Origin of the sequence: Xanthobacter wiegelii, from assembly GCF_043193855.2 — a bacterium.
Lineage (GTDB): Bacteria > Pseudomonadota > Alphaproteobacteria > Rhizobiales > Xanthobacteraceae > Xanthobacter > Xanthobacter flavus_A.
Genome location: NZ_CM195529.1, coordinates 100,505 through 127,114 on the forward strand (window position 1 = coordinate 100,505; position 26,610 = coordinate 127,114).

The following is a 26,610-nucleotide window of genomic DNA, read 5'->3' on the forward strand; positions in this document are numbered from 1 at the left end:
GGCGCCCCATGATCGAGATCGGTCCCAATCTGTTCGTGCTGGTGCTGCTGGTGCTGGCCGTGGCGGTGGTCTTCTCCGGCGTGAAGACGGTGCCGCAGGGCTACCAGTACACGGTGGAGCGCTTCCGCCGGTACACCAAGACGCTGATGCCCGGCCTCAACCTCATCGTTCCGTTCATCGATCGCATCGGCAACCGCGTGAACGTGATGGAGCAGGTGATCGACGTTCCGAGCCAGGAGGTCATCACCAAGGACAATGCCACCGTGACGGTGGACGGCGTGGTGTTCTTCCAGGTCTTCGACGCCGCCCGCGCCTCCTATGAGGTCGCGCGGCTCGACACCGCCATCCTCGCGCTGACCATGACCAACATCCGCACGGTCATGGGCTCCATGGACCTCGACCAGCTTTTGTCCCACCGCGACGAGATCAACGTGCGCCTGCTGACGGTGGTGGATGCAGCGGCCTCGCCGTGGGGCATCAAGATGACCCGCATCGAGATCAAGGACATCGTGCCGCCCGCCGACCTCGTGAACGCCATGGGCCGCCAGATGAAGGCGGAACGCGAGAAGCGCGCCGTGATCCTCGAGGCCGAGGGCCAGCGCCAGTCGGAGATTCTCAAGGCGGAGGGCCAGAAGCAGGGCCAGATCCTGCAGGCCGAGGGCCGCCGCGAGGCCGCGTTCCGGGACGCCGAAGCCCGCGAGCGGCTCGCGCAGGCCGATGCCAAGGCCACGGAGATGCTGTCCGTCGCGGTGGCGAGCGGCGATCCGGCCGCGCTCAACTATTACATCGCCGAGAAATACGTGAAGGCGTTCGAGACCATGGGCGCGGCGCCCAACCAGAAGGTGGTGCTCATGCCCTATGAGGGCACGGCGCTGCTCTCTTCCCTCGCCGGCATCGGCGAGATCGCCAAGGGCGCTTTCGGGGCGGAGGGCGTATCCGCTCCGCGTCCGTCTGGCCGCCGGCCCACCGGCCCCGCGACCGTGCCGCCCCGGGAGGACTGAGCCGTGATGCTCCTCACCCATCTCGGCCCCTGGGCCTGGTTCGTCCTCGGCGGCGTGCTGCTGGTTGCGGAGATCGCGGCGCCGGGGGCGTTCCTGCTGTGGCTCGGGCTCGCGGCGCTGGTCACCGGCGCGATTGCCTATGGGATCGCGCTCGCGTGGCAAGTGGAAGTGCTGGTGTTCGCCGCGCTGGCGGTGGTCGCCGTCCTCATCGGCCGGCGCATCAGCCCGGCGCCGGGCAAGGCCTCCGACCGACCCTTTCTCAACCGGCGGGCAGAGGAATTCGTCGGCCGGGTGTTCACGCTCGATGCTCCCATCATGGGTGGCACCGGGCGGGTGCGCATCGGCGACACGGTGTGGCGCGTGGAAGGCCCCGATGTCGCCGCAGGCCGAGACGTGCGCGTGACCGGCGCCGACGGCGCGACGCTGAAGGTTGAGCCGGTGGAGGGCTGACGCCTCCCCACCGTTCGCCTCAGTTCAGCCCGCGCAGCAGACGTTCGAGATAGTCGAGCTCGATCTGCGGGCGCTCCGGCTGTTCCAGCCGGCGGCGCAGCTCTTCCAGCACGCGACGGGCGCGCTGGGCGTCCACCTCGTCCGGCACCTTCACGGTGAAATCGTCGCCATAGTCCTGGCTGCGCAGCGGGCGGCCGAGGGGGTCGGTGCGCTGGGCGCTCTCCTCGCCGGGACCTCCGGGACCCTGACCCTCCTGCTGGCCGCGCTGCGCCTCGGCCATGGCCTGCGCGCCCTGCCGGAGCGACTGGAGGGCGCGGCCCTCGGCATCAAGCGCGCCCTGGCCCTCGCCGCGCCCGAGGGCTTCCTCCGCCTCGCGCATGGCCTGCTCCGCGCGGCCCATGGCCTCGCCGGCCCGGCCCATGGCGTCGCCTTCGCCGCCTTCGCCGTTCTGGCCTTGCTGCCCCTGACCCTGCTGGCCTTGTCCCTGTTGGCCTTGCCCCTGGCCCTCTTGCATCCGGCGCATCTGGTCGAGCATGCGGCCGAGGCGCTTGCGCAGCTCCTGCTGGCCCTGCTGCAACTCCGAGAAGCCGTTCTCGCCCGGCTGCTGTCCCTGACCCTGTTGACCTTGCTGCCCCTGCTGGCCGCGCTGTCCTTGCTGACCCTGTTGCCCCTGCTGGCCTTCGCGGTTCTGACGCCAGGTGCGGTCGCGCAGGCGCTGCTGCTCCTGGATCATCTTGCCGATTTCGCTCTGCTGCTGCTGGCCCTGCTGCTGGCGGCCGGCCTGCCGGCTGCCGGGGCGCATGTTCTCCATCATGGCCTGGAGCTGGTCGAGCAGTTCGCGGGCCGCGTCCTTGTTGCCGGAGCGGGCGAGATTCTCGATGCGGTCCAGCATCTTCTGCAGGTCCTGCGGGCGAACGATGCGGGCGTTGGGATCGAGCGGGCGGGCGTCCGTGCCGCTGTCGCGGCGCGCCTCCTCGGCCAGCTGGCGCATCATCTTTTCCATGGCCGCGCGAAGATCCTGCGTGAGGCGCTTGATCTCCTCGTCGCTGGCGCCGCGCTCCAGCGCCTCGCGCAGCGCCTCCTGGGCGGCGCGCAGCTCGCGCTCGGCATCCGAGAGGGTGCCGTCCTCGATCAGGACCGCGACTTCCCAGAGATAGTCCACCAGCGATCGCAGATCGTCGTCGTTGCGGGCGTTCTTCGCCCGGGCGAGCGCCGTGCGCAGGCCGAGATATTCGCCGGCACCGGGGGTGAACTGCGCCGGCGCGATGGTGAGGCCTTCCAGCACCGTGACCAGCCGGCGCCGGTTGCTGGCGTCGAAGGCAAGGCGGCGGCGTTCGTCGATCAGCGCCTTGGCGACGGGCTTCGAGAAGGCGCGGGCGGGCAGGCGGACGGTCTTCGTCTCGCTCACGCCCTCGTTGCCGGCGTCGTCGCGGGCCTTGAGATGAACCTCCACGCGGGCACCGGCCCAGGGATGCGCCACCAGATCCTTGGAGGTCTGCGCCGCGCCGGTGCGCCCGCCGGCCGGCAGGGTCAGCTTGAACTCGGGCGGAGGCACCAGCGGCTGCGCCATCTTGCGCGGCGTCGAACCGGGGCGGGGGAAGAGGGGCGGCTCGGGCGGCAAAGGCGCGAACAGCGCCTCGGCCTCCTTCACCCCGTAATCGTCCTCCATCCGGTAGGCGAGCACCAGAGTGTTGCGCTGGCCGGGCTGCGGATCCTTGGCGAAGCTGATGGTGGGCTTCTGGTCGGCCAGCACCTTGAAGTGCCAGGAGAGGCGGCGCTGGTCGGGACCGAGGAAGCTGACATCGGAATCCTCGCGGATCACGTAGCGCTTCTCGCCGGCCGGCGCAGGTGTATCGCCCTCGGGCTTCGTCTCGGTTATGCCGCCTTCGAGCTTGAGGGCGGCCGTGTCGATGCCGGAGCCGCGCACCACCAGCGTGCTGCCCGCCGGCACCTGGAGGGCGGCGGCGTTGAGCGAGGTGGGGTCGTCCGAGCGCAGGCCCGGCAGCACCACGGGCGGGCGGCCGGTATAAGCGGGCGGATCAATCCAGGCATCCAGCCGGTAGGGCGGGGGCGGGACGATGGTTTTCCAGTCGAAGGCCGCGCCGATGCGCGACAGATGCTGCCCCGGTGCCATGAAGACCGTGGCCGCCAGCGCCAGAACCGCCAGCGCGCGGAAGGCGCGAGGATCGAGACGGGCGAGCCCGGGGGCGGGCGTGCCGGCCTTCAGCGTCCGCGCGGCGGCGAGCGCGCGGTTCAGGTGCGCGCGCCACAGCGCCGCGCCGACCGGATCGTCCGGGCGGGTGGCGAGGCTGTCGGAAATGGCGGTGGCGGGGCGGTGGGCGAGGGCGCTCCTGGCGTCCAGCCGCGCCACCGCCTCCTCCCGGCTGGGCCAGCGCAGGGCCAGCAGCGGGCGGGCGGCGAACAAGATGGCGAGCGCGAACAGGAGGACGCCGGCGATGCGCGCCCAGATCGGCGCCGAAAGCCAGACGCCGGCGAAGGAAACCGCGAGAAACAGCGCCAGCGGCACACCGGCGCGGGCCAAGGCGGGCCAGGCCCGTTCCCAGAACAGAGCGTAGCGAGCGCGGCCGATGGCGCGGTCAAGAAGCTCGCGCGCGTGGTCTTCCGGGGTGCGGTCCTCGGGCCTGCGCGGGAGCTTTCCGTCGCGAGATGCGCTCACACCCTCTCCCTTTCCTGTCCCGTCGCCGGCAGCTTAACACGCAGCAAGTCCCGAGCCAGATTGCCCTTGCGGAACCGTCTTCACAAATTGGTCACGCACCGTGACCTGTCTCGTGATCCGCCCGCGCGGGCCGGATGTGCCCGGCGACCTTGGCGAAGGCGACCTGATCGGCGGCCAAGCCCACGGCGGCCGGATCGAGGCCGAGGAGGGAAAGCGTCTCGCACATATGCGGCGGCAAAGGGGCGCTCACGTCCACCGGCGGCGCGCCCGCCTTGAGCGGCACCACCACGCGGCGCGAATGCAGGTGCAGCTTCGGCCCGCCCGGCAGGCGCGAGGCGCCGCCATAGATCGCATCGCCAAGGATGGGTGTCCCAAGATGGGAGAGGTGCGCGCGCAGCTGGTGAGTGCGCCCCGTGACCGGCGAGAGGGCGATCACGGCAAGATCGCCCGCCCGGTGCAGCACCTGGAAATCGGTGATCGCTTCCTGTGCACCGGGCGAGCCCTTGGGCACCGCCTGCATCCACCAGCCGCGATGCGGCGAGCGCTTGGCCAGGGGCTGGTCGATGCGGCCGGAGTCCGCCGTCGGCGCACCGAGGGTGACGGCGACATAAGTCTTCCCCACGGCCCCGCTGGCGAACAGCTTTCCAAGCTGGGCCAGCGCCTTGGTATGGCGGCCGAGCACGAGGCAGCCGGACGTGTCCTTGTCCAGCCGGTGGGCGAGCTCCGGCGCGCGGGGCAGGCCGAAGCGCAAAGCGTCGAGATGATCGGCCAGCGTCTCCCCACCCTTCGGCCCGGCGTGGACGGGCAGGCCGTAGGGCTTGTCGATGATGAGCATCAGCCCGTCGCGGTGGAGGAGGGGGAGATCGCGCCCGGTGTCAGGAGCGGGCTGGGATGCCGTGGGCGCGGAGGGCGTCATGATGGAGGTCGGCGGAGCCTTGCGAGAAGCAGCAGAAGACCACGCGGGTCACGCTGCCGGGGCGACCAAGATGGTCGAGGACGGCGCCGACCGCCAGTGGGGCGGCGCGCTCCGGCGGGAATCCATAGATGCCCGTGGAGATGGCGGGGAAGGCGAGGGAGGCAAGGCCCGCTTCGTCCGCCAGCCGGAGGCTTTCCCGGTAGCAGGAAGCGAGCAGCGCATCCTCATCCGCGCCGCCGCCCCGCCAGACCGGACCGACGGTATGGATCACATGGCGCGCCGGCAGCCGGAAGCCGGGGGTGAGCCGTGCCTCACCGGTGAGGCAACCGCCCAGCGTTCGGCAATGGGCCACGAGCTCCGGCCCGGCTGCCCGATGGATGGCGCCGTCCACGCCGCCGCCGCCGAGCAGGGAGGCGTTGGCAGCGTTCACGATGGCGTCAGTGGCAAGGCGGGTGATATCGGCGACGATCACCTCGCAGGCCGCGGGGCCGCGGGGTGCCGCGCCATCGGGGGCCATTGATCGGCTCATGGTCGAAGCTCCCTGACGTCTCACAATCCTCACAATCGGTGGCGTAGCCATAGGGGTCGGAAAACAAGAAGGAGATCCGCCCCATGGCCCATCCCCGCAAGACGGAACGCCGCCTTCTCACGGAATCGGAAGTGGAGCTGGTGGAAAAGTCCCGCCAGCCCGTGGTGACCGCCCTCGGCGACGGCGAGGTCAACGACCTCGTTGCCCAATTGCGCGAGCGCCGGGATCGCGCCCTCACCATCGCCAACAACCAGCGGCGCGCGTTGCGCGGCAAGGGTGGTCGCGGTGAGGTGACGTTCGACAAGGCCGATTCCGGCAACCGCCAGAAGGCCTCCGTTCTCACCGATGCCCTTACCCGCGCCCGCCGCGAGCAGACCCGCCGCCGCACCCAGGCGGCCCGGGTAGAGCTGGTGGAAAATGCCCACAAGGCGCTGGAGCTGAAGCGGGATTCCAAGCGCGCCAAGCGCCCCGCCAACCTGCCGCGCCCCAACACGGGGATGAATCCGAAGGAGCGCACGCGCCTTCAGCGCATCGGCTCCGCCTCCGGCGAGGCCGGGCGCGTCACCAAGTTCGTGGCGGTGGCGCAGGCCAAAAAGGATTCTCGCGGCTGATGAACCTGGCAGGTCCGCTCCGGCGGGCCTGCCTCAATCTGCCAGTTCCAGCCTGAGATCGAGCGTCGAGCGGCGGCCGAGGTCGTCGAAATGCTCGGTGAGGAAGCTTTCTGCCGCTGCCCGGCCGAGGTCGCGCAGATGCTGGAGGAAGGACCATTCCGCGTTGAGCTTGGAGGTGGCGTCGAGCGCCGCCAATTGATGCTCGCCGCCGATGCGGTGCAGCCGCACCCGGCGGAAGGGCGAGCCGCCCAGGGTCCAGCGGCTGATGAGCCCCTGCTCGATCAGCTTCGCCGCATTGTCGATCGCCCTAAGCTGCGCAAGCAGCGAGGCGTTGAAGGTGATCTCGTTGATCCGGTTCTGGATTTCGCTGGCGGTGCGGGGCGTCGTGTCGCGCACAACCGGGTTGATCTGGACCAGCAGGATGTCGTCAGCGTCCGCCATCTCATAGAGCGGGAAGAGCGGCGGGTTGCCCATGTAGCCGCCGTCCCAATAGGGCACGCCGTCGATCTCCACCGCCTGGAACAGGAAGGGCAGGCAGGCGGAGGCCATCACCGCGTCCGCCGTCATCTCCTCGTGCCCGAAGATGCGGGCACGGCCGGTATGGACGTTGGTGGCGGAGATGAACACCTTCACCTGCGACGTGCGGATGGCCTCGAAGTCCACATGGGCCTCGAGAATCTCGCGCAGCGGATTGATGTTCAGCGGATTGAAGTCGTAGGGCGACAGGAAGCGCGAGGCCACCTCAAAGGCGAGATAGACGGGGTTGTTCGCCAGCGACCAGTTGCCCATGAGCCGGTCGAACGCCGACCGCTGGATGGGCGACATGCGCCCGTCCCGCGACACGTCCTTCCAGAACTGGGAGAGGGCGTGGCGCGCCTCCCCGGGGTCGCCCTTGGCGAGGCCGGCCGCAAGCACCACCGCGTTCATCGCGCCCGCGCTGGTGCCGGTGATGCCGGCGATGGCGATGCGCTCGTCCTGCAGCAGGCGATCCAGCACACCCCAGGTGAAGGCGCCGTGGGCGCCTCCCCCCTGGAGCGCGAGGCTGAGCGGCTTGACGCCGTCGCGCCGGGTCACGGCACCAGCCCCGGCGTCACTCCGCCACCCAGCCGCCGTCGATCTGCTGCATGGAGCCGGTGATGGACCGGGCGTTGTCGGAGCACAGGAACACCGCCAGCGCCGCCACTTCCTCCACCGTCACGAATTCCTTCGTGGGCTGGGCGGCGAGAAGCACGTTCTTCTTCACCTCTTCCTCGGTCATGCCGCGCGCCTTGGCGGTATCCGGAATCTGCTTCTCCACCAGGGGGGTCCAGACGTAGCCGGGGCAGATGGCGTTGCAGGTGATGCCGAAGGTCGCGGTCTCGAGCGCGGCGGTCTTGGTGAGGCCGGCGATGCCGTGCTTGGCCGAGACGTAGGCGGACTTGAAGGGCGAGGCCACCAGCGCATGGGCCGAGGCAGTGTTGATGATGCGGCCCCACTTCTTCGCCTTCATGCCGGGAATGGCCGCGCGCATGGCGAAGAAGGCCGCCGACAGGTTGATGGCGATGATCATGTTCCAGGTGTCGATCGGGAATTCCTCGATCGGCGCCACGTGCTGGATGCCGGCGTTGTTGACCAGGATGTCGCAGGCGCCGAGCTCGGTCTCGGCGAGCTTCACCATGCCTTCGATCTCGTCCGCCTTCAGCATGTTGGCCGCCGAATAGAGCGCCTTCACGCCGAAATCGCTCTCGATGGCGGCGCGCTCCTTCTCGATGGCGGCGGCGTCGCCGAGGCCGTTGATGACGACGTTCGCGCCTTCCTTGGCGAAGGCCCGCGCATAGGCGAGGCCGATTCCGCTGGTGGACCCGGTGACGACGGCGACCTTCCCCTTGAGCATGGCTTATCCCCGAAAAAGCGGCACGGCCCCTGTGGGACCGGCGGCACGGTGTAGCGGAACGGTGTGACGCTGCTGTCACGCGCAGGCATCCCCGAGGACGCCTGCCGACGGCAGATTGCAACGCCGTCCGGTGCGGTGCAATGCGGCGGGCCGGTCTTCCCCTTCCCTTCGTTCGCCCGACCCGTGGCGGAAACGGGGGACATCCACTAGATTTGCAGGGTGACCCGCACCGACGCCCATACCAAGGACCACGACCACGGCCAATGCGTGGCAGGCGCCATGTCGCGCGTGGAGGAGTGCTGCGCGCGCAAGGGCCTGCGCATGACGCCCCTGCGGCGCAACGTCATGAAGGCGCTGGCGGAGAGCCATGTGCCACTGGGCGCCTACGAGATCGTGCAGAAGCTGTCCGACGCCGGCGACCCGGCGCCGCCCATGTCGGTCTATCGGGTGCTGGATTTCCTTGTGGCGGAGGGGCTGGCCCACCGCATCGAGAGCCGCAACGCCTATCTCGCTTGCGCCCATACTCACGATGATACCGACGTGGTGGTCTTCCTCATCTGCGAGCACTGCGGCCTGACGCGGGAGGTGGGCTCCCATGCCATCGGCCGCGATCTCGCCTGGGCGGCGCGGGCTGCGGGATTTGAGCCGCGACAGCGTGTGCTGGAGGTGGCGGGCTCATGCGCCCATTGCCGCGAGGCGGCAGCCGCGCTCCCGCCGGTCACCCCCGAAACGGCCGGCGGTTGATTCTTTCCAGCCCCCGGCCTACTCGAAGCCCGACCGCATCCTCCGCTTGCCTCGCGGTCCACGCCTGCCCCGGCGCCGTACACCCACGGATCGCCCGTCGTTCGAGGACCTGACCCATGACCAGCGCCGACACCCTCTCCAGCGCCGCGCCCGTGGTTCCCGTCGATCTGCTTGAGGCCGGCCCGGCCCGGCGGCATGTGACTGTGGGCGTCCCGGTCGGCCGGGTGATGGTCGGCGGCGGGGCGCCGGTGGTGGTCCAGTCCATGACCAACACCGACACGGCCGACATCGCCGGTACAGTGCGGCAGGTGGCGGCGCTGGCCCGCGCCGGATCCGAGATCGTGCGCATCACCGTGGACCGCGACGAGGCGGCCGCCGCCGTCCCGCATATCCACGAGAAGCTGCTGGCGATGGGCATCGACGTGCCGCTGGTGGGCGATTTCCATTACATCGGCCACAAGCTGCTGGCCGATCACCCAGCCTGTGCGGAAGCGCTGGCGAAATACCGCATCAATCCCGGCAATGTCGGCTTCGGCGACAAGAAGGACCGGCAGTTCGCCGCCATCGTCGAGACCGCCATCCGGCACGACAAGCCGGTGCGCATCGGCGCCAACTGGGGCTCGCTGGACGGCGAATTGCTGACCCGCCTCATGGACGAGAACGCGGCCCTGCCGCAGCCCGCCGAGGCGCGGGCGGTCACCCGCGAGGCGCTGGTGCGCTCGGCGCTGCTGTCTGCGGCGCTGGCGGAGGAGATCGGCCTCGGCCGCAACCGCATCATCCTCTCCGCCAAGGTCTCGGCGGTGCAGGATCTGATCGCGGTCTATTCCGAGCTGGCGCGCCGCTCGGACTATGCCCTGCACCTCGGTCTTACCGAGGCGGGCATGGGATCGAAGGGCATCGTCGCCTCCACCGCCGCCATGGGCGTGGTGCTCCAGCAGGGCATCGGCGATACCATCCGCGTGTCGCTGACCCCCGAGCCCAACGGCGACCGCACCCGCGAGGTGCAGGTGGCGCAGGAAATCCTGCAGACCATGGGCCTGCGCACCTTCGTGCCGCTGGTGGCCGCCTGCCCCGGCTGCGGGCGCACCACCTCCACCGTGTTCCAGGAGCTGGCGCAGAGCGTGCAGGACATGATCCGCACCCGGATGCCGGTGTGGAAGGCGCAATATCCCGGCGTCGAGACGCTCAACGTGGCCGTGATGGGCTGCATCGTGAACGGGCCGGGCGAGAGCAAGCATGCCGATATCGGCATCTCGCTGCCCGGGACCGGCGAGACCCCCTCCGCCCCCGTCTTCATCGACGGGAAGAAGGCCGTGACCCTGCGCGGCGCCAACATCCAGGAGGAATTCCGCCAGTTGGTGGAAGCCTATGTGGAGAAGCGCTTCGGCATCGGCGGCGGGACGAGCGCGGTAGAGAGTGGCACCCCGGCCGACGCGGCGGAGTGATCGGGCCGCGCCCCGCGCGTTACAAAAATTTCATCCGGGAGGCCCTTTCCCGGCCACGGTGGCCTGCTCATATCCCCGCCATCTCTTACCGGAGGCGGAAATGACCCCCGAGGAACGTGCCCTGATCGACGGCCTGTTCGATCGCATGCGCAGTGTTGCCAGCCAGCCGCGCGATGCGGAGGCCGAGGCGCTCATCGCGCGCCGCGTCGCCGAGGCACCCCACGCGACCTACGCCCTTGCCCAGAGCGTGCTGGTGCAGGAGCACGCCTTGCAGCAGGCCTATGGTCACATCCAGGATCTGGAAGCCCAGCTCGCCGATGCCGAGGCCCGCGCGGCCGAGGCGCAGCAGCGCCAGTCGGGCTCCGGCGGTTTCCTCGGCGGCCTGTTCGGCGGCGGGCGCTCGTCCGTTCCGTCCGCTGGCGCGCGCGATGGCGGCCAGTATGCCAGCCAGCCCTCCGGTCAGGCCGCTGGTCAGGTCGCTGGTCAGGCTTGGGGCCAGCCCGCCGGCCAGCAGCCCGGTCAGCCCATGGGGCTTCCGACGGGCTACGGCCAGCAGGGATACGCCCAGCAGGGCGGGTATCCGCAGCAGGGTTATGGCCAGCAGGGCGGCTACTCCCAGCAAGGCGGGTACTCCCCGCAAGGCGGGCCTTGGGCCCAGCAGGCCGCGCCCCAGCGCAGCGGCGGCGGGTTCCTCCAGGGCGCGCTCGCCACGGCAGCGGGCGTCGCCGGTGGCGCGCTCCTCTATGACGGCATCAAGAACATGATGACCGGCGGTGGTGGCGCGGTGGCCCAGGCTGCTGCGGCGGAACTCGGCAAGCCGGAGACCCCCGGTACTGGCAACCTCGGACAGGATGCGCAGGCGGCGCTGGGCGGCCAGAATGCCGGCACCGACAATTTCTGGAACGGCGCCAGCCAGCAGGATGCCGGCGAGACCGAGGCCGGCCCGGAAGACACCGGCTATGACGACATCGGCGATGAGGCCGGCTGGGACGACGGCGGCGACGACAGCAACTGGGCCTGACATCCCCCGACAGACCGATCAATGACGACGGCGGCGCTCTGCGTCGCCGTTTTCGTTTGCCGGGCAGGGTTCGTCATGGACTCGCAGGCGCCGATGGGGCTATCCGGATCGGGCGCGCGGGCCGGCTTCCAAGCCTTCCCGCGGCCCACGAAAAGACCGGAAGCCACAAGGACCTCGGCATGACGCCCTTCGGACGCCGGGTGCGCGACCTGCGCGCCGAGCGCGGCGTGACCCTCACGGAAATGGCGCGGGCCATCGGCGTCACGCCCACCTATCTCTCGGCGCTGGAGACCGGCAAGCGCGGCAAGCCGACCTGGGCGCTGACCCAGCGCATCATCGCCTATTTCAATGTGATCTGGGACGAGGCGGAGGATCTCCAGCGCCTCGCTGAACTGTCGCAGCCGCGGGTGGTGGTGGACACCGCCGATCTGTCGCCGCAGGCGACCGAGCTTGCCAACCTGCTCGCCCGCGAGATCGGCCACCTGCCGCAGGAGGCGGTGGCCGAGCTGCTGGGGCGGCTCAAGATCCTGCGCCGCCGCGGCTAGAGCGCAATTCGGGCGGATTGAATCAATCCGCCCGGCAAAGCGCCCTCTCACTCTCGGCGGGCGAGACTGCCGCCTAGGGCTTGAGGCAGACCGCCACCACCTGCTTCACCGGATGCAGACATTCCACCTCGGTCTTGTCGCCGCGCGCCGAGAACACCGCGATGTGCTGCAGGCCGCGATCGGTGTTCACGCAATAGCCGCCGATCACGCTTTCGCCGGTCTCGCACGAGGCAAGGCAGCCGGCCTCCGGGCAGGCCGCGGCGCGCAGCGTGATGTTGGCCGCGCCCGCCGCACCGGCGGCTCCGGCCGGGCCGGCCGGACCCTGGGCGCCCTGCGGACCGGCCGGGCCAGCGGGACCGGCGGGGCCTGCCGCACCCGCAGGACCAGCGGGACCGGCGACACCGGCCGGACCTTGCGCGCCTGCCGCACCTGCGGGGCCGGCCGGGCCGGGCTTGCCCTCGAAACAGGCGGCAAGGCTCAGCGCCAGGGCGAGACCGATTGCGGCTTTCATCATTCTCATATGCGCGACCCCCATGGACCTTCTGATTGGTGCGCCATGGTGGCGCCTTACCTTGCGGGATGCAAGCGGCCAGAGCGTCGGCGCGGCGGTGAAAACATGATCCGGCTCAGGGGTTTGCTGGTCGGCCGTCGGGATCAGCCGCGCGCCTTCACCAGGGCGCGCGTCGTCTCCTGAAGCCGCAGCGCCAGGTCACGCAGCACGGACCGAGCGAGGGAGGGCGTCTTGTCCAGCAGCGAAAGGAAGAGGTCCGAATCCATGCGCAGCACGCTCATGGCCTCGCCCGCGCGCACCGTGGCGCTGCGCGCCTCGCCGGTGAGCACGCCCATCTCGCCCACCACCGTATCCTTGGAGAGGCGGGTGATCTCATGGGTGGCGCCGCCCGCCGTCACCTCGATGACGGCGGTGCCGTCGAGAATGACATAGGTGGCATCGGGCGCCTCGCCCTGATGGAACAGCACATCGCCCGGCGCCACGTCGAGCCGCGTCGCGGAGAAGGCGAGCAGCCGGAGCTGGCTCGGCTCCAGATCGCGGAACATGGGGATGCGGGAGAGGACGCGCGCCTCGTCTTCAATGCTCATGACCTGATCCTTGTCGCTCCCCTACGTCCCCGTGGCGGCGAGTTCCGCCCCCTCGATGCGCTCGACCTGCCCGTGGGCCAGCACGATCACCTGTGTGAACAGGTCGAGCGGCTCGGCGGCATCGAGCACGACCAGCGTCGTGGCTCCCGCCCGGCTGGCGAGCACGCTCTCGATCAGCCGGCTCTGCTCGGACGGCGCCAGCGGAACCAAAGCGTCGTCGATGATGAGCAGGTCGGGCGCCGCCAGGAGGCAGCGGGCGAGGGTCAGCTTGCCGCGTTCGGCGGCCGAGAGCGGCAGGCCGCCTTCGCCCAGCGCCACATCCAGGCTCAGCCGCTGCACCTGGGCGATGAAGCCGTCCTGCGTCAGGCACGCGCGCACCACCTCGTCCACGACGGCGGCGGCGCCCGCGCGGTCGGCGGCGATGCGGCCGAACAGCAGATTGTCGCGCACGGTCAGCGCCCGGCAGTAGCTGTCCGGCTGATAGCGCGCGAGCGGGGTGCCGGACACCGCCTTCAGGTGGGCGAGCTGCGCGCGCGTGGCGAGTGCCCGCTGCTGCCACTCCTCGTCGATGAGGCCGAAGCGGTGGCGCGGCTCGCAATAGCGACCGGCGACGCGCAGCAGCAGCGCGCGCTCGTCCGGCGCCAGCGCGTCGCCAGCGCCGGTGCCTGCATGGGCGAGCAGGGCGCGCGCTGCGGTCATCTCCTCGGCGCGCAGCAGGCCCTTGGTGTCGATATCGGCGATGGCCTCCGCCCCGCCGGCGAGCTCGGCGAGGGTGCGCAGAGCGCGAAGGCCGAGCCCCGCCAAATCGTCGGCGATCCCGAGCCGCTCCAGCTCGGGCATCAGCCCTGGATCGGACAGGAGCGAGGCGGCGCCGCGGGTGTCGTTCAGCGGGGCGGCGAACAGGATGTTCTCCGCCAGCGTCATGAAGCGGTTGAAGGCGGCGAACCGGAACGGCTCGATGAGCACGCGGCCCGTTTCCTGCTGGCGGCGGGAGATGGCATCGGTGACGGCGGCGCGGGCGGTCACGATGCGTTCGGCCAGCGCCGGGCTCGCTTCCGGATCGAGCCGGCGTTCGAGGCCGAGCCTTACCACGAGGTCGCCGAGCCCGGCGAGGGCAAGGGCGGACAGGATCGACCGGTCGAGCTGGGCGGCGTCGGCGAGGTCGGAGGGCTCGGGCTCGGGCTCGGTGGCGCCCGCGGCCGGCCGGCCGGGGTGGCGCTCCAGCGCGCACAGCATGTTCTCGCGCAAAGAGGTGTTGAGGACGATGGGGTCGCCGCCCGCATAGGCGACATGCCGGCCGATGACGGATTCGGGCACGCTGGAGAGGTCGTGCCCCCCGATGCGCACCGAGCCGCTGAAGAGCGAGATGGCGCGGCCGCAGACGCGCGCCACCGCATGCTTGCCGCCGGCATCCGGCCCCTTGAGCGCCACCGCCGTGCCCGCCGGCACGTCGAGGCTCACGCCATCGAGAAGGATGCTGCCGGCCGGGTCGACAACGCCGAGGTCGGCGATCTTCAGACCGCCGTCGAAGGCCACGCCCTCCCAGCCCGTGTCATCCTGCGAGCCCTTGGGCCAGACTTCCTGCGTCTCGAGATAATAGCGGGCGAAATCGTAGCGCACCTGCGCCACTACCCGCTTCTCGTCCCACTCGATCAGCTCTTTCAGCGGCTCGGGGATCTGGCCATAGGCCGCGACCACCGCCACCAGCTGGCCGATGTTGATGGCCCCCGTCAGCGCCAGCCAGCCGCCGACCGAATAGAAGACCAGCGTCGGCACGTCCGACATCAGCAGGTTCAGCACCCGGTCGACGAAATTCTGCCGCTTGAGGTCGAGGCTCGCCTCGGACACCACGGCGAGCCGGCCGTCCACCGCCGCGCGCTCCCACGGGCTGGTGGCGAAGCCGTGGACGAGGGGCAGGCGCTCGATGCCCGACATCACCCTCTTGCCGAGCGCCACCGCCTCGCGCTGGTAGATCTGCAGCTTGGTGGCATTGTCGCGCCGCTGGATGCCGAGCAGCACGTAATTGAGCGCGAGGATGCCGAGGGCGCAGCCGCCCAGCGCCGCGTTCTGGGTGAAGATGAGCAGCGTCGCCGACCCGATGAGGCCGGCGGACTTCAGCGGCTGGGCAAACGCCATGCCGGCGAAGGGGGAGATCGGCCCCACCTCGAACCGCAGCATGTTGCCCACTTCCATCGCCTTGCTCTTCATCGGCGCCTCGGGGCGCAGGCGCTGGATCACGTCGAACAGCTGGCGGCGCAGCTCCACCAGGATGCGCTCGCCGAGCCGGGCCTTCGCCATTTCGATGAGGCGCGAGATGTGCTGCTGGATGAGTTGCAGCGCGAACAGCAGCGCCGCGAGGCCGGCGAGGAGCCCGAAGGCCGAGACCTCGTAACCGGTCAGGTCGATGATGACCCCGCCGCCCAGGAAGTTCGGCCAGGCGAGATCGAAGTCGAACAGCTTGGGCACCGTCCCGCCGATGGAATCGGTGACGCCGTTGACGATGAGGCGCGGCAGTTCCAGCGAGGCGTAGTTGAACGGCAGCAGCAGCAGGACGAGGGCGAAGAGCTTGATGTGGGCGGCGGGCTCGGCCCGCCACAGATAGGTAAGCACGTCGCGCGGGAGCGCCTCCCGCGTCGCCGGGGCCGTTCCACCGTGGGGGGAGGCTCGATCCGTGCCGTTCATCACGGCTTTTCTGCAGGCGGTCTAGCGTGTTGGCAAGGGGTAACGATTGCCGGCCGGCGGGCTCAGCCGGAAGCAGCAGGCGCGGCCGCCGGGTCCGCCGCACCCCGGCACCTCTCGGCATACAGGCCATAGAAGCGGGAGAGCCGGGGCGGCGCGCTCGCCGCGAGCGCCTCCGCGAGCGCCGCCGCCTCCCCGAAGCGGCCGGCGCCGTAGGCGGCCATCAGCGCGCCGTGCCGCTCCTCCAGCCGGGAGAAGTCGTCCGACCGGGAAAAGTCCGCGGGTCCCGCGAGGAGGTAAAGCTGGCTCGCCTTCGACTTGCCCTTGAGCATGAGGAGATCGGCTTCGAGGAAGGCGAGGTCGCCCGCCGCCTCGCGCGTCGCCTCGGAGACGAGGATGTCCACCCGCATGGACTTGGTGGCGCCCTCGATGCGGGAGGCGAGGTTCACGTCGTCGCCGAGGCAGGAATATTCGAGCCGCTGCGCCGAGCCGAGATTGCCCACGCAGCAGGGGCCGGTGGCGAGCCCGATGCCGCAGCGCACGGGGTGCCACGGCCGCCCCTCCGCCTCCGCCGCACGGAGCCACTCCGCGTTCAGCGCCTCCAGCCGCGCCGACATGGCGAGCGCGCACAGCGCGGCGTTGCGGGCGTGGGCGGCATCGTCCACCGGCGCGTTCCAGAAGGCCATGATGGCGTCGCCGATGTATTTGTCGATCGTGCCGCCGTGGGCGAGCACCACCTCCGTCATGGGCGTGAGATAGGCGTTCATGAAGCGGGTGAGGGCCTGCGCGTCCATGGTCTCCGACAAGGAGGTGAAGTCACGCAGGTCGCAGAACAGGATGGTGATTTCGCGGGTCTCGCCGCCCAGCACGAGACGTTCCGGGTTTTCGGCAAGGCGCTCCACCACCTTGGGCGAGACGAAGCGGCCGAACACCGAGCGCACCCACTTCTTCTGCCGCTGCTCGTCGCGATAGAGGGCGAGCACCCCCATGCCGTAGATTGCGAGCACCGCCGCCCCCGGCCCCATGGGGTCGAGCAGGAGATCGAAGCGGGTGAAGGCCAGCCACGCCCCCGCGCCCAGCGCCGCCACCACCACGAGTCCGAGCGCCCCGGCCACGGGCGCCGAAACCCGGGGCAGGGCCAGCGCCAGCAGGAGGCCGAGGAGGCCGGTCAGCACGATCTCCGCCCCGCGCGCCCAGTCCGGCCGCACGAGGCGGGCACCGGCGACGATGTGCTCGATGAGCTGCGCCTGGACTTCCACGCCGGGCACGGCGGCATCGAGGGGCGTCGCCCGCGTGTCCATCAGCCCCGGCGCGCTGGAGCCGACGAGGAGGATGCGCCCCTCCAGCTCGGCGGGCGCGACCTGGCCGTCCAGCACATCGGCGGCCGAGAGGAAGCGGCGGGGATCGGTGGGGGTGAAGCGCACCCGCACCTCGCCCGAGGCATCGGTGGGCACGTCGAGGGCGCCGATCTTCACAGCAGTGATGCCGGACCTGGTGCCGAACGCCTGGTCGCCGCTGGCGTTGGAGGCACGCACCACATAGGTGGACGCGCCCTGCGCCACCCGGAGCGCCTCCGCCGACAGGCTCGGCACCAGCTTGCCGTCGAGGCCGAGGAGGATGGGCACGCGGCGCACCACCTGATCGCGGTCGGGCAACCAGTTCAACGCGCCGATGCCCTGCGCGGCTGCCGCCAGCTCCGGCAAGGGCGCGACGGCTCCGGAAAAGCGCGGCACGAAGGCGCGCGGGTCATCGCCCGCGCTGGCCATGCCCCATTTCTCCGGATAGGCGGCGCCCTTTCCGTGGGTGAGGATGGCGCCGAGCACGGAGGGTGTGGCGGCCAGCGTCGTGGCGAACTGCCGGTCGGAACTGTCGCGCCCGGCCAGCGCCGCCTCGGCCGGGGCGCGGGCCTCCGCCGGCAGGAGCTTCACGACGGCGGCGGGATCGAGCCGGTCGGGTTCGGAGAACACCATGTCGAACGCCACCGCCGCCGCACCGAGGCTCGTGAGCTTCTGCGTCAGCTCCGCCACCGTTGTGCGCGGCCAGGGCCACTGACCCACGCGGGCGAGGGAGGCGTCATCCACGTCCACCACCCGCACCGGCAGGTCGGGGTCATACGCGCGGGGCGCGGCGCGCTGGTAGAGGTCGAACAGGCCGTTGCGCAGGTCCTGCAACGGCGTGGGATCGGCCCCCATCACCAGAAGGCCGGCGGCAAGGGGGCCGCCGACGGCGAGCCAGTAGAGGCGGGACCACATGCGGCAGGCGGATTCCGTTGCGACAGCGGGAGCCTAGCGCGGCACAAGGCGAGGCGGAAGGCGGGGTGAAAGGCGGGCCGATCCCCGGGGCGATTGTCCGCTGCGCGGGCGTCTTGGGCTGGACCCCGGCTCGGCGCTCCGGCTGCGCCGTCGCTGGACCGGGGAGCAGGGGAGCCTCAGTCGCCCGATACCGCGAAGCGCAGCAGGATGGTGCGCTGGAGGGGGCTGAAATTGTCGTCGGAGATGAGCGTCAGCAGGATCTCGCCCGAGGCGGCACGGGTGACGCCGAGGCCTTCCATATTATCGATCTCATAGCCCAAGTCGAAGCGGCCCAGCACCTCTCCGGTGATGCGCACGCCGGGCTTCACCTCGCCGGCGGGGAAGCGGCGGATCTGCATGCTCACGCCGTCCAGCGGCGTGTAATGGCGCTCCAGGAGGTAGAAATTACCGTCCGGCCCCAAGGCGAGGTCGGTGGCGTCGAACGGGCCGCTCTTGGCGACGGTGAAGGTGCCGGGCGCCGCCCCGCCGATGATGAAGCCGGGCAGATCATCGGCCTTCCTCGCTCCTTCCTCGCCGATGGCGACGAGCGCGCCCTTGAGCGGGCCGGAGGGCATGTAGGCAAGGCTTTCGAGGCCGGTGTTGCGCCGCAGGCCCTTGATGGCCGGTGCCGGAACCAGCGTGCCGCGCTTGCCGAGGGGATCGCGCGGATAGCGCCAGATCTCGTTGATGGTCTCCATCGCCACATAGGCGGCATCGGGCGCCAGTGTGACGGATTCCACATCCTCGCGCGCGTTGTCCGCCTGCACCCGCCCCTCGGCATCGAGCAGCGCTGCGGCCTTGACGTCGGCGAGCCCGGTGGGGCGGTCATTCTCCGTCGCCAGGCGGCCGGAAAGGAACAGGCCGGCATCGGTGATGGCGAGGAAATGCCCGTCCTGCTCCAGCGCGAAGCCGGAGATGCCGCCGAAGCCGGGGAAGGGGGAGGTCAGCACCAGACCGCCGAGGAAGCGCAGCGGACCGAACTGCGCAAGTTCGTCCCCCCGCTTGAAGGCGGCGACAGGCTGCGCCGTGACCGTGATCGCGACCGGCTCGGGCGGCAGCGTGCCCGGCTTGGAGAAGGCGAGATTGAACAGGAATGCGCCGCCGAGAAGCCCGGCGGCGACGAAAGCTGCGAAACGCAGGCGACGCCTCAATGCAGTCGGCCGCCGCGCCCCGGCGCCCGGCCAGCGCTTCCCCGGCCGGCACCTCCGGGCGTCTCCTCGAACAGCTCGGCGAGCTTTTCGGTCATCACCCCGCCCAGCTCCTCGGCATCCACGATGGTGACGGCGCGGCGGTAATAGCGCGTCACGTCGTGACCGATGCCGATGGCGATCAGCTCCACCGGCGAGCGCGTCTCGATCTCGGTGATAATGTGGCGCAGGTGCCGCTCCAGATAATTGCCGGCGTTCACCGAGAGAGTGGAATCGTCCACCGGTGCGCCGTCGGAGATCATCATCAGGATGCGCCGGGCCTCGGTGCGGGCGAGCAGGCGCTTGTGCGCCCAGTCCAGCGCCTCCCCGTCGATATTCTCCTTGAGCAGGCCCTCGCGCATCATCAGGCCGAGGTTGCGGCGCGCCCGGCGCCACGGGGCGTCGGCCGATTTGTAGATGATGTGCCTGAGGTCGTTGAGGCGGCCGGGGGCGGCGGGCTTGCCGGCGGCGAGCCAGGCCTCGCGGGACTGGCCGCCCTTCCAGGCGCGGGTGGTGAAGCCCAGCACCTCCACCTTCACGCCGCAGCGCTCCAGCGTGCGGGCGAGGATGTCGGCGCAGGTGGCGGCCACGGTGATGGGCCGGCCGCGCATGGAGCCCGAATTGTCGATGAGCAGCGTCACCACCGTGTCGCGGAAGTCGGTGTCGCGCTCGCGCTTGAAGGAGAGCGCCGCCATGGGGTCCATGATGACGCGCGGCAGGCGCGCGGGATCGAGCACCCCCTCTTCCAGGTCGAATTCCCAGGCGCGGTTCTGCTGCGCCAGCAGCTTGCGCTGAAGGCGATTGGCGAGGCGCGCCACGACGCCCTGGAGATTGGCGAGCTGCTTGTCGAGATAGGACCGCAGCCGCGTCAGTTCCTCCGGATCGCACAGGTCCTCGGCGGAGGTCTCCTCGTCGAACTTGGTGGTGAAGGCGTGGTATTCCGGCCCGCGATTGTCGTGCGTCACCGGCGGGCGGGGCGACCACGGCTCGGCCGGCTCCTCGCTGTCGCCCATCTCGGTGCCGTCCGGCACGTCGGCGGGGGGCGCGGCCTCGCTCTGGGCGGCAGAGTCGGGCATCTCCTCCTCGGAAAGCTCGGCCTCCATCTCGGTCGCGCCCTGCTGGCTGTCGTCCTCGCGGCTTTCACCGTTCTCGCCGCCCTGCTCGTCGGCGCCGCCCTCGTTCTCGGCCTCCTCGGGCTCCTGCTCGGTGTCGAGGCCGCTTTCCTCGCCCATGTCGAGGGAGGCGAGGAGATCGCGGGCCACCTCGCCGAACTTCTTCTGGTTCTCGATGCTGTCGATGAGCCGCGCGAGGTCGCCGGCCGCCCGCTCCTCGATGAAGGGACGCCAGAGGTCCACCACGCGGCGGGCATCGGGCGGCGGCGGCTCGCCGGTCAGGCGCTCGCGCACCATCAGGGCCACCGCATCGGCGATGGGGGCCTCGGAGCGCTCGGTGATGTCGGCGTAATTGGCGCGGTGGTAGCGATCCTGCAGCATGGCCGCGAGATTGCGCCTCACGCCCGGCATGCGGTTGCCGCCGATGGCTTCCACGCGGGCCTGCTCCACCGCCTCGAACACGCCGCGCGCGACCTCGCCCTGGGGCAGCATCTTGCGATGGACGCCGGGGTCATGACAGGCGCGACGCAAGGCGAGCGAGTCCGCATGGCCGCGCACGATGGCCGCATCCTGGAGCGAGAAGCGGCGCGGCGGCTCGGGCAGGCGCACCCGGTCCGGCCCCAGCGCGGGGCGCTCGGAGGCGAAGGACACCTCGAACTCGGAGACGCCGGCGATGGCCTTGAAGCAGCCCGTGACGGCGCGCTTGAACGGCTCGGACGGAGCTTCCTTGGGGGCCTTGCCGGTGGTGCGGTTGGTGGCCATGGCGCGTGCTTCTTCGGCTCTTGCGCCGTCAAGCGGCGCTTCTTGCGGGGCGACAGGCTGCGCCATGGCGCAGCCTGTTCAATGCGAGGCGCGGCTGAGCCGCACCCGTTCAGGACAAGGCGACGTTGACGGTGCTCTCGGCCAGCTCCTGGCCGAAGCAGCGCTGGTAGAACTCTGCCACCAGCGGGCGCTCCAGCTCGTCGCACTTGTTGAGGAACGTCACGCGCAGCGAGAAGGCGATGTCGCGGAAGATGTCCGCGTTCTCGGCCCAGGTGATGACCGTGCGCGGGCTCATGACGGTGGAGAGATCGCCGTTCATGAACGCCTGACGGGTGAGGTCGGCGAGGCGCACCATGCGGTTCACCGTGTCGCGGCCTTCCACGTTCTGGAAGTGCTTCGCCTTGGCGAGCACGATGTCCACTTCCTTGTCGTGGGCGAGATAGTTCAGCGTGGTCACGATGGACCAGCGGTCCATCTGCGCCTGGTTGATCTGCTGGGTGCCGTGATAGAGGCCGGTGGTGTCGCCGAGGCCGATGGTGTTGGCGGTGGCGAACAGCCGGAAGGCGCCGTGCGGGCGGATCACCCGGCTCTGGTCCAGCAGGGTCAGGCGGCCGGAAGACTCCAGCACGCGCTGGATCACGAACATGACGTCCGGGCGGCCGGCGTCATATTCGTCAAACACGAGGGCGACGTTGTTCTGGTAGGCCCAGGGCAGGATGCCGTCACGGAATTCGGTGACCTGCAGGCCATCCTTCACCACGATCGCGTCCTTGCCGATCAGGTCGATGCGCGAGATGTGGCTGTCGAGGTTGATGCGCACGCACGGCCAGTTCAGCCGCGCCGCCACCTGCTCGATGTGCGTCGACTTGCCGGTGCCGTGGAAGCCGGTGACCATCACGCGGCGGTTGCGGGCGAAGCCGGCGAGGATAGCGAGGGTGGTCGGCCGATCGAACAGATAGTCCGGGTCCAGCTCCGGCACATGCGGGTCGGCTTCGGAGTAGGCCGGGACCTCCATGTCGATATCGATGCCGAACGTCTGGCGAACCGACACCTTCATGTCCGGCATCGGGGCAGTGGTCTCCAAACCGCTCATAACTCCTCCGTCGGCGCGCCCCGCGCGCCCCTTTTCGTGTCCCATGTCCATCACGGCGCGGTCTTTTGGGCCGCCTCCGCGTCGCCGGCGATCCTGAGGACCGCTCAGCAGAATCCTGCCTGCTTGAGGCTGTTGTAGGCCTGGATGACGCTGCGCAGGCGATCCTCCGAGGAACGGTCGCCGCCGTTCGCGTCGGGGTGGTGCAGCTTCACCAGTTCCTTGTAGCGGGCCTTGATCTCGACCGGGCTGGCCGACATTTCGAGGCCCATCACCTCCAGCGCCCGCCGCTCCGCGGTGCGCACGATCTTGCCGTTGGGCTCCGGCCGGTCGGCCTGGAAGGTGGCGCCCATCTCGGCCGTGAATCCGAAGGGGTCGCGCATGCCGTCGGTGGCTTCCGCGCCCGCCCGGCGGCCGCCGGCGCCCTTCATGCCCATCTTCCAGGTGGGGCGATGGCCGGTCAGCGCATCCTTCTGGTAAGCATACACCGCATCGTCGGTCATGCCCGAGAAATAGTTGTAGGACTGGTTGTAGGCCTTCACATGGTCGAGGCAGTACGACCAGTACTGGCCTTCCTGATGCCGCCCCTTGGGCGCCTTGTGCGAGCCCTCCGCCGTGCAGCCCGGCCATTGGCAGCCCGTCAGCGACATCCGGCTACGGGGCCGTTCGTCGGCGGGCTTGACCCGGATGCGGTCGAAAAGGGGGGAGTCGAGTTTCATGGCTGGTCGATTATGGGCGCCGTTCCGCGACGCGGCAAGGAATTGCGGTGCAGCGCGTTTAGAAAGCGCAGGTCCACGGGGGTAGCAGGGGATGCGTTCGGGGCAATGGGTCGGGGCGGTGAGACGGCTGAGCCGGCCTCGTCACGGCCGAGGGTGGCAGGCCGCGACAAGCCCCATATAATGCCGCTCACGCGGGAGCGCCATAACCGGCCGCCCCTTTGGTCCATATCCATTGCACAGAAGCTTTTTCATCATGACCGAAACGTCTCTTGCCTCCATCCGCCAGACCCTTGAGGCCGGCCTTACCCCCCTCGCCCTCGAACTGGAGGACGAGAGCCACAAGCACGCGGGCCATGCCGGCGTGATGCACGACCACAAGGGCGCCAACCGCGGCGACGGCGGCATCACCCACCTCAGGGTGCGGGTCGTCTCGCCGAGCTTCACCGGCAAGAGCCGGGTGGAGCGCCACCGCATCGTCAACGGCCTGCTTCAGGGCGAGATCGCGCGCGGCCTGCACGCCCTCGCCATCGAGGCCAAGGCCCCCGGCGAATGACCTTGAAGCCGGTCAAGGGATTGGCCGCCCATGGCTGAGGCCGCGTTGCATCGGGAGGAGGGCGCGCTCGTCCTCTTCTCCGGCGGGCAGGATTCCGCCACTTGCCTCGCCTATGCGCTGGAGCGCTTCGGCCGGGTGGAGACGCTGGGCTTCGACTACGGCCAGCGCCACGCGGTAGAGCTGGAGCGCCGCCCCGTGCTGCGCGCCGCCTTCCGCGCCCTCAACCCGCTCTGGGCCGCGCGGCTCGGCGACGACCATGTGCTGGACCTGCCGGTACTCGGCCAGATCTCGGACACGGCGCTCACCCGGGACGTCGCCCTACACATGGAAACGAGCGGCCTGCCGAACACCTTCGTGCCCGGCCGCAACCTCGTGTTCCTCACCTTCGCCGCCGCCCTCGCCTATCGCCGGGGACTGCGGCACATCGTTGGCGGCATGTGCGAGACGGACTTCTCCGGCTATCCCGACTGCCGGGACGACACCATCAAGGCCATGCAGGTGGCGCTCAACCTCGGCATGGAGAAGCGCTTCGTCCTCCACACGCCGCTCATGTGGATCGACAAGGCCGAGACCTGGCGCCTCGCCGAGCATCTGGGCGGGCGTCCGCTGGTGGATCTCATCGTCGAGGAGACCCACACCTGCTATCTCGGCGACCGCGGCCACCGCCACGCCTGGGGCTACGGCTGCGGCGAATGCCCCGCCTGCAGGTTGCGCGCGGATGGATTTGCACGCTACAGCGCCGGCTGAATGGCCCCTAAATGGCCGTCGAGCCTTGGAAAACGCAGGAAAACAAGCGCGACCGCCACCAAATAGCCGCCGCTTTGCGCTAGATTTGCAACACGCACCAGAACCGAATCGGAAGTTTCCATGGTCGAACCCGTGCCCGCCGCGTCCCCCGACGACTACGGCGCCCAGTCCATCCAGGTGCTCAAGGGCCTCGATGCGGTCCGCAAGCGTCCCGGCATGTACATCGGTGACACGGACGACGGCTCGGGCCTGCACCACATGGTCTACGAGGTGGTGGACAACGCCATCGACGAGGCCCTGGCCGGCTGGGCGAAGGAAGTCACCGTCACGCTGGAGGCCGACGGCTCCGTGACCGTGACCGACGACGGCCGCGGCATCCCCACCGACCTCCACCCGGAGGAGGGCGTCTCCGCCGCCGAGGTCATCATGACCCAGCTGCACGCGGGCGGTAAGTTCAACCAGAATTCCTACAAGGTCTCCGGCGGCCTGCACGGCGTGGGCGTCTCGGTGGTGAACGCGCTGTCGACCACGCTCGACCTCACCATCTGGCGCGACGGCAAGGAGCACTTCATGCGCTTCCGCCACGGCGACGCCGAGGCGCCGCTGAAGGTGGTGGGGCCGGCGCCGGCCGGCAAGCGCGGCACCAAGGTGACCTTCACGCCGAGCCCGCAGACCTTCACCCGCATCGAGTTCGACTACGCGACGCTGGAGCACCGCCTGCGCGAGCTGGCCTTCCTCAATTCCGGCGTGCTGATCGTGCTCACCGACGCGCGTGGCCCCGAGCCGAAGCGCGAGGAACTGCATTACGAGGGCGGCGTCGAGGCCTTCGTGAAGTATCTCGACCGCAACAAGACCGCCCTCATCGCCAAGCCCGTGGTGATCCGCGCCGAGAAGGACGGCATCACGGTGGAGGCCGCGCTCTCGTGGAACGATGGCTACCACGAGAACGTGCTGTGCTTCACCAATAACATCCCCCAGCGTGACCGCGGCACCCACTTCACGGGCTTTGCCGCCGCGCTGACCCGGCAGGTGCTGGGCTACGCCAACACCTCCGGCATCTCCAAGAAGGAGAAGGTCGACCCCACCGGCGAGGATTGCCGCGAGGGCCTGACCGCCGTGCTCTCGGTGAAGGTGCCTGACCCGAAGTTCTCTTCCCAGACCAAGGACAAGCTCGTGTCCTCCGAGGTCCGTCCGGTGGTGGAGAACCTCGTGGGCGAGGCACTCGCCAACTGGTTCGAGGAGAATCCGGTCGAGGCCAAGAGCGTGATCGGCAAGGTGGTGGAAGCCGCCGCCGCCCGCGAAGCCGCCCGCAAGGCGCGCGACCTCACCCGCCGCAAGAGCCCGCTGGACGTGGCCTCGCTCCCCGGCAAGCTCGCCGACTGCCAGGAGAAGGACCCGGCCAAGTCCGAGATCTTCATCGTCGAGGGTGACTCGGCCGGCGGCTCCGCCAAGCAGGGCCGCGACCGCGCCTTCCAGGCCGTGCTGCCGCTGCGCGGCAAGATCCTAAACGTGGAGCGCGCCCGCTTCGACAAGATGCTGTCGTCCGAGCAGATTGGCACGCTCATCACCGCGCTCGGCACCGGCATCGGCCGGGACGACTTCAATCTCGAGAAGCTGCGCTACCACAAGATCATCATCATGACGGACGCCGACGTGGACGGCGCCCATATCCGCACCCTGCTGCTCACCTTCTTCTTCCGGCAGATGCCGGAGATCGTGGACGCGGGCCACCTCTTCATCGCACAGCCGCCGCTCTACAAGGTGGCGCGCGGCAAGTCCGAGACCTACCTCAAGGACGAGAAGGCGCTGGAGGACTACCTCATCACCACCGGGCTTGAGGAAGCCTCCCTCCATCTCGCCTCCGGCGAGGTGCGCACCGGCGCCGACCTCGCTCATGTGGTGGACGTGTCGCGCCAGCTGCGCAGCGCCCTTTCCGCGCTCCATCCCCGCTACAACCGTGCGGTGGCCGAGCAGGCGGCGCTGGCGGGAGCCTTCGCCCCCGCTGCGCTGGAAGACGCCGCCACCGGCTCCGCCGCCGCGGCCGAGGTGGCCCGCCGCCTCGATGCGCTGGCGGACGAGACCGAGCGCGGCTGGACCGGCCTCTGCGACGAGACCGGCTATGTCTTCTCCCGCACGGTGCGCGGCGTCGCCGAGGTGGCGCGGCTCGACCATGCCTTCATCGCCTCCCCCGAGGCGCGCCGGCTCGACACCCTCGCCCGCGACCTCGACGGCGTGTTCGCCGCCGCCGCGACCCTGAAGCGCCGCAGCGACGAGCAGGTTCTGTTCGGCGCAGTGGACCTGTTCGACGCCGTCACCGATTCCGGCCGCAAGGGCCTCTCGCTGCAGCGCTACAAAGGCCTCGGCGAGATGAACCCCGAGCAGCTGTGGGAGACGACGCTGGACATCAACGCCCGCTCCCTCCTCCAGGTGCGCGTGAAGGAAGTCGACGCCGCCGACGACCTCTTCAGCCGCCTGATGGGCGACACGGTGGAGCCTCGCCGCGAGTTCATCCAGGAGAATGCGCTCAGGGCCAGCGTGGACGTGTGAGGCACGTCCCGGC

The 26,610-nt window shown here is 70.0% G+C and carries 23 protein-coding genes; 10 read left to right on the forward strand and 13 right to left on the reverse strand.

What is annotated here, in order from left to right; translation table 11 throughout:
* The first annotated feature begins 8 nt into the window (after positions 1-8).
* Both V5F63_RS00485 and V5F63_RS00490 read left to right on the forward strand, forming a co-directional pair.
* A complete protein-coding gene (locus V5F63_RS00485; protein WP_394028418.1) occupies positions 9-1,001 on the forward strand; it encodes an SPFH domain-containing protein in 993 nt (330 codons plus the stop codon).
* 6 nt (positions 1,002-1,007) lie between these two features.
* Positions 1,008-1,451 carry an NfeD family protein gene (locus tag V5F63_RS00490; RefSeq protein ID WP_394101411.1) on the forward strand — a complete coding sequence of 148 codons (444 nt, stop codon included), beginning with the start codon at positions 1,008-1,010 and terminating at the stop codon, positions 1,449-1,451.
* 19 nt (positions 1,452-1,470) lie between these two features.
* On the opposite strand, the gene V5F63_RS00495 is transcribed toward V5F63_RS00490, so the two are convergent.
* The 3 genes from V5F63_RS00495 to V5F63_RS00505 form a co-directional block, all read right to left on the reverse strand.
* A complete protein-coding gene (locus tag V5F63_RS00495) occupies positions 1,471-4,128 on the reverse strand; it encodes a TIGR02302 family protein (RefSeq protein ID WP_394101261.1) in 2,658 nt (885 codons plus the stop codon).
* Positions 4,129-4,219: 91 nt separating this feature from the next.
* Entirely contained in the window at positions 4,220-5,044 is an 825-nt protein-coding gene (locus V5F63_RS00500) for an RluA family pseudouridine synthase (protein ID WP_394101262.1), read from the reverse strand.
* Positions 5,004-5,573: an O-acetyl-ADP-ribose deacetylase gene (locus V5F63_RS00505; RefSeq protein ID WP_394101263.1), complete on the reverse strand. Its 570-nt coding sequence runs from the start codon at positions 5,571-5,573 to the stop codon at positions 5,004-5,006. The genes V5F63_RS00500 and V5F63_RS00505 overlap by 41 nt, the downstream gene beginning before the upstream one ends.
* An 83-nt stretch (positions 5,574-5,656) precedes the next feature.
* Between V5F63_RS00505 and V5F63_RS00510 the strand changes: the two genes are divergently transcribed.
* Complete coding sequence (locus V5F63_RS00510; RefSeq protein ID WP_209487055.1) at positions 5,657-6,184, forward strand: hypothetical protein; 528 nt, start codon at positions 5,657-5,659, stop codon at positions 6,182-6,184.
* A 33-nt stretch (positions 6,185-6,217) separates the two neighbouring features.
* Here the strand turns inward: V5F63_RS00510 and V5F63_RS00515 are convergent, their stop codons facing one another.
* Entirely contained in the window at positions 6,218-7,258 is a 1,041-nt protein-coding gene (locus V5F63_RS00515) for a patatin-like phospholipase family protein (RefSeq protein WP_209487057.1), read from the reverse strand.
* 16 nt (positions 7,259-7,274) lie between these two features.
* Entirely contained in the window at positions 7,275-8,057 is a 783-nt protein-coding gene (locus V5F63_RS00520) for a 3-hydroxybutyrate dehydrogenase (protein WP_209487063.1), read from the reverse strand.
* 279 nt (positions 8,058-8,336) lie between these two features.
* Between V5F63_RS00520 and V5F63_RS00525 the strand changes: the two genes are divergently transcribed.
* From V5F63_RS00525 to V5F63_RS00540, 4 genes are all read left to right on the forward strand, one after another.
* Positions 8,337-8,801 (forward strand): Fur family transcriptional regulator, encoded by a 465-nt coding sequence (locus V5F63_RS00525; RefSeq protein WP_209490089.1) that lies wholly within the window; start codon positions 8,337-8,339, stop codon positions 8,799-8,801.
* Positions 8,802-8,917: 116 nt separating this feature from the next.
* Entirely contained in the window at positions 8,918-10,246 is a 1,329-nt protein-coding gene (gene ispG, locus V5F63_RS00530) for a flavodoxin-dependent (E)-4-hydroxy-3-methylbut-2-enyl-diphosphate synthase (RefSeq protein WP_245327285.1), read from the forward strand.
* Between the two features lie 100 nt (positions 10,247-10,346).
* Positions 10,347-11,267, forward strand: coding sequence for a DUF2076 domain-containing protein (locus tag V5F63_RS00535; protein ID WP_394101264.1), 921 nt, complete (start codon positions 10,347-10,349; stop codon positions 11,265-11,267).
* Between the two features lie 179 nt (positions 11,268-11,446).
* Complete coding sequence (locus V5F63_RS00540; RefSeq protein ID WP_209487067.1) at positions 11,447-11,812, forward strand: helix-turn-helix domain-containing protein; 366 nt, start codon at positions 11,447-11,449, stop codon at positions 11,810-11,812.
* A gap of 73 nt (positions 11,813-11,885) precedes the next feature.
* On the opposite strand, the gene V5F63_RS00545 is transcribed toward V5F63_RS00540, so the two are convergent.
* From V5F63_RS00545 to V5F63_RS00580, 8 genes are all read right to left on the reverse strand, one after another.
* Entirely contained in the window at positions 11,886-12,326 is a 441-nt protein-coding gene (locus V5F63_RS00545) for a hypothetical protein (RefSeq protein ID WP_245327286.1), read from the reverse strand.
* A 140-nt stretch (positions 12,327-12,466) separates the two neighbouring features.
* Positions 12,467-12,910: a Crp/Fnr family transcriptional regulator gene (locus V5F63_RS00550; protein ID WP_209487070.1), complete on the reverse strand. Its 444-nt coding sequence runs from the start codon at positions 12,908-12,910 to the stop codon at positions 12,467-12,469.
* A 21-nt stretch (positions 12,911-12,931) separates the two neighbouring features.
* Positions 12,932-15,592, reverse strand: a complete 2,661-nt coding sequence (locus tag V5F63_RS00555; RefSeq protein WP_394101265.1) for an ABC transporter ATP-binding protein — start codon at positions 15,590-15,592, stop codon at positions 12,932-12,934.
* A gap of 62 nt (positions 15,593-15,654) precedes the next feature.
* Positions 15,655-17,841 (reverse strand): CHASE2 domain-containing protein, encoded by a 2,187-nt coding sequence (locus tag V5F63_RS00560; RefSeq protein ID WP_394101266.1) that lies wholly within the window; start codon positions 17,839-17,841, stop codon positions 15,655-15,657.
* 176 nt (positions 17,842-18,017) lie between these two features.
* Positions 18,018-19,031 carry an esterase-like activity of phytase family protein gene (locus V5F63_RS00565; protein WP_394101267.1) on the reverse strand — a complete coding sequence of 338 codons (1,014 nt, stop codon included), beginning with the start codon at positions 19,029-19,031 and terminating at the stop codon, positions 18,018-18,020.
* On the reverse strand, positions 19,028-20,941 hold the full coding sequence (gene cobT / locus V5F63_RS00570; protein ID WP_394101268.1) for a cobaltochelatase subunit CobT: 1,914 nt from the start codon (positions 20,939-20,941) through the stop codon (positions 19,028-19,030). The genes V5F63_RS00565 and cobT overlap by 4 nt, the downstream gene beginning before the upstream one ends.
* 109 nt (positions 20,942-21,050) lie before the next feature.
* Positions 21,051-22,034, reverse strand: coding sequence for a cobaltochelatase subunit CobS (gene cobS, locus V5F63_RS00575; RefSeq protein ID WP_394028409.1), 984 nt, complete (start codon positions 22,032-22,034; stop codon positions 21,051-21,053).
* Positions 22,035-22,138: 104 nt separating this feature from the next.
* Complete coding sequence (locus V5F63_RS00580) at positions 22,139-22,750, reverse strand: J domain-containing protein (protein ID WP_209487080.1); 612 nt, start codon at positions 22,748-22,750, stop codon at positions 22,139-22,141.
* A 253-nt stretch (positions 22,751-23,003) separates the two neighbouring features.
* Here V5F63_RS00580 and V5F63_RS00585 point away from each other — a divergent pair, with 253 nt between their 5' ends.
* From V5F63_RS00585 to gyrB, 3 genes are all read left to right on the forward strand, one after another.
* Positions 23,004-23,303 carry a BolA family protein gene (locus V5F63_RS00585; protein ID WP_209487082.1) on the forward strand — a complete coding sequence of 100 codons (300 nt, stop codon included), beginning with the start codon at positions 23,004-23,006 and terminating at the stop codon, positions 23,301-23,303.
* Positions 23,304-23,333: 30 nt separating this feature from the next.
* Entirely contained in the window at positions 23,334-24,050 is a 717-nt protein-coding gene (gene queC, locus V5F63_RS00590) for a 7-cyano-7-deazaguanine synthase QueC (RefSeq protein ID WP_394101269.1), read from the forward strand.
* A 120-nt stretch (positions 24,051-24,170) separates the two neighbouring features.
* A complete protein-coding gene (gyrB, locus tag V5F63_RS00595; RefSeq protein ID WP_209487086.1) occupies positions 24,171-26,597 on the forward strand; it encodes a DNA topoisomerase (ATP-hydrolyzing) subunit B in 2,427 nt (808 codons plus the stop codon).
* The last annotated feature ends 13 nt before the right edge of the window (positions 26,598-26,610 follow it).

What these genes read in the sequence shown, in the direction of transcription:
- queC (WP_394101269.1), top strand. Translation starts at nt 23,334, where the DNA reads ATGGCTGAGGCCGCGTTGCATCGGGAGGAGGGCGCGCTCGTCCTCTTC.
- V5F63_RS00490 (WP_394101411.1), top strand. Translation starts at nt 1,008, where the DNA reads ATGCTCCTCACCCATCTCGGCCCCTGGGCCTGGTTCGTCCTCGGCGGC.
- V5F63_RS00535 (WP_394101264.1), top strand. Translation starts at nt 10,347, where the DNA reads ATGACCCCCGAGGAACGTGCCCTGATCGACGGCCTGTTCGATCGCATG.
- V5F63_RS00520 (WP_209487063.1), bottom strand. Translation starts at nt 8,057, where the DNA reads ATGCTCAAGGGGAAGGTCGCCGTCGTCACCGGGTCCACCAGCGGAATC.
- V5F63_RS00585 (WP_209487082.1), top strand. Translation starts at nt 23,004, where the DNA reads ATGACCGAAACGTCTCTTGCCTCCATCCGCCAGACCCTTGAGGCCGGC.
- V5F63_RS00525 (WP_209490089.1), top strand. Translation starts at nt 8,337, where the DNA reads ATGTCGCGCGTGGAGGAGTGCTGCGCGCGCAAGGGCCTGCGCATGACG.
- cobS (WP_394028409.1), bottom strand. Translation starts at nt 22,034, where the DNA reads ATGAGCGGTTTGGAGACCACTGCCCCGATGCCGGACATGAAGGTGTCG.
- V5F63_RS00560 (WP_394101266.1), bottom strand. Translation starts at nt 17,841, where the DNA reads ATGTGGTCCCGCCTCTACTGGCTCGCCGTCGGCGGCCCCCTTGCCGCC.
- V5F63_RS00540 (WP_209487067.1), top strand. Translation starts at nt 11,447, where the DNA reads ATGACGCCCTTCGGACGCCGGGTGCGCGACCTGCGCGCCGAGCGCGGC.
- V5F63_RS00545 (WP_245327286.1), bottom strand. Translation starts at nt 12,326, where the DNA reads ATGATGAAAGCCGCAATCGGTCTCGCCCTGGCGCTGAGCCTTGCCGCC.
- ispG (WP_245327285.1), top strand. Translation starts at nt 8,918, where the DNA reads ATGACCAGCGCCGACACCCTCTCCAGCGCCGCGCCCGTGGTTCCCGTC.
- V5F63_RS00500 (WP_394101262.1), bottom strand. Translation starts at nt 5,044, where the DNA reads ATGACGCCCTCCGCGCCCACGGCATCCCAGCCCGCTCCTGACACCGGG.
- cobT (WP_394101268.1), bottom strand. Translation starts at nt 20,941, where the DNA reads ATGGCCACCAACCGCACCACCGGCAAGGCCCCCAAGGAAGCTCCGTCC.
- V5F63_RS00510 (WP_209487055.1), top strand. Translation starts at nt 5,657, where the DNA reads ATGGCCCATCCCCGCAAGACGGAACGCCGCCTTCTCACGGAATCGGAA.
- V5F63_RS00485 (WP_394028418.1), top strand. Translation starts at nt 9, where the DNA reads ATGATCGAGATCGGTCCCAATCTGTTCGTGCTGGTGCTGCTGGTGCTG.
- V5F63_RS00555 (WP_394101265.1), bottom strand. Translation starts at nt 15,592, where the DNA reads ATGAACGGCACGGATCGAGCCTCCCCCCACGGTGGAACGGCCCCGGCG.
- gyrB (WP_209487086.1), top strand. Translation starts at nt 24,171, where the DNA reads ATGGTCGAACCCGTGCCCGCCGCGTCCCCCGACGACTACGGCGCCCAG.
- V5F63_RS00505 (WP_394101263.1), bottom strand. Translation starts at nt 5,573, where the DNA reads ATGAGCCGATCAATGGCCCCCGATGGCGCGGCACCCCGCGGCCCCGCG.
- V5F63_RS00550 (WP_209487070.1), bottom strand. Translation starts at nt 12,910, where the DNA reads ATGAGCATTGAAGACGAGGCGCGCGTCCTCTCCCGCATCCCCATGTTC.
- V5F63_RS00580 (WP_209487080.1), bottom strand. Translation starts at nt 22,750, where the DNA reads ATGAAACTCGACTCCCCCCTTTTCGACCGCATCCGGGTCAAGCCCGCC.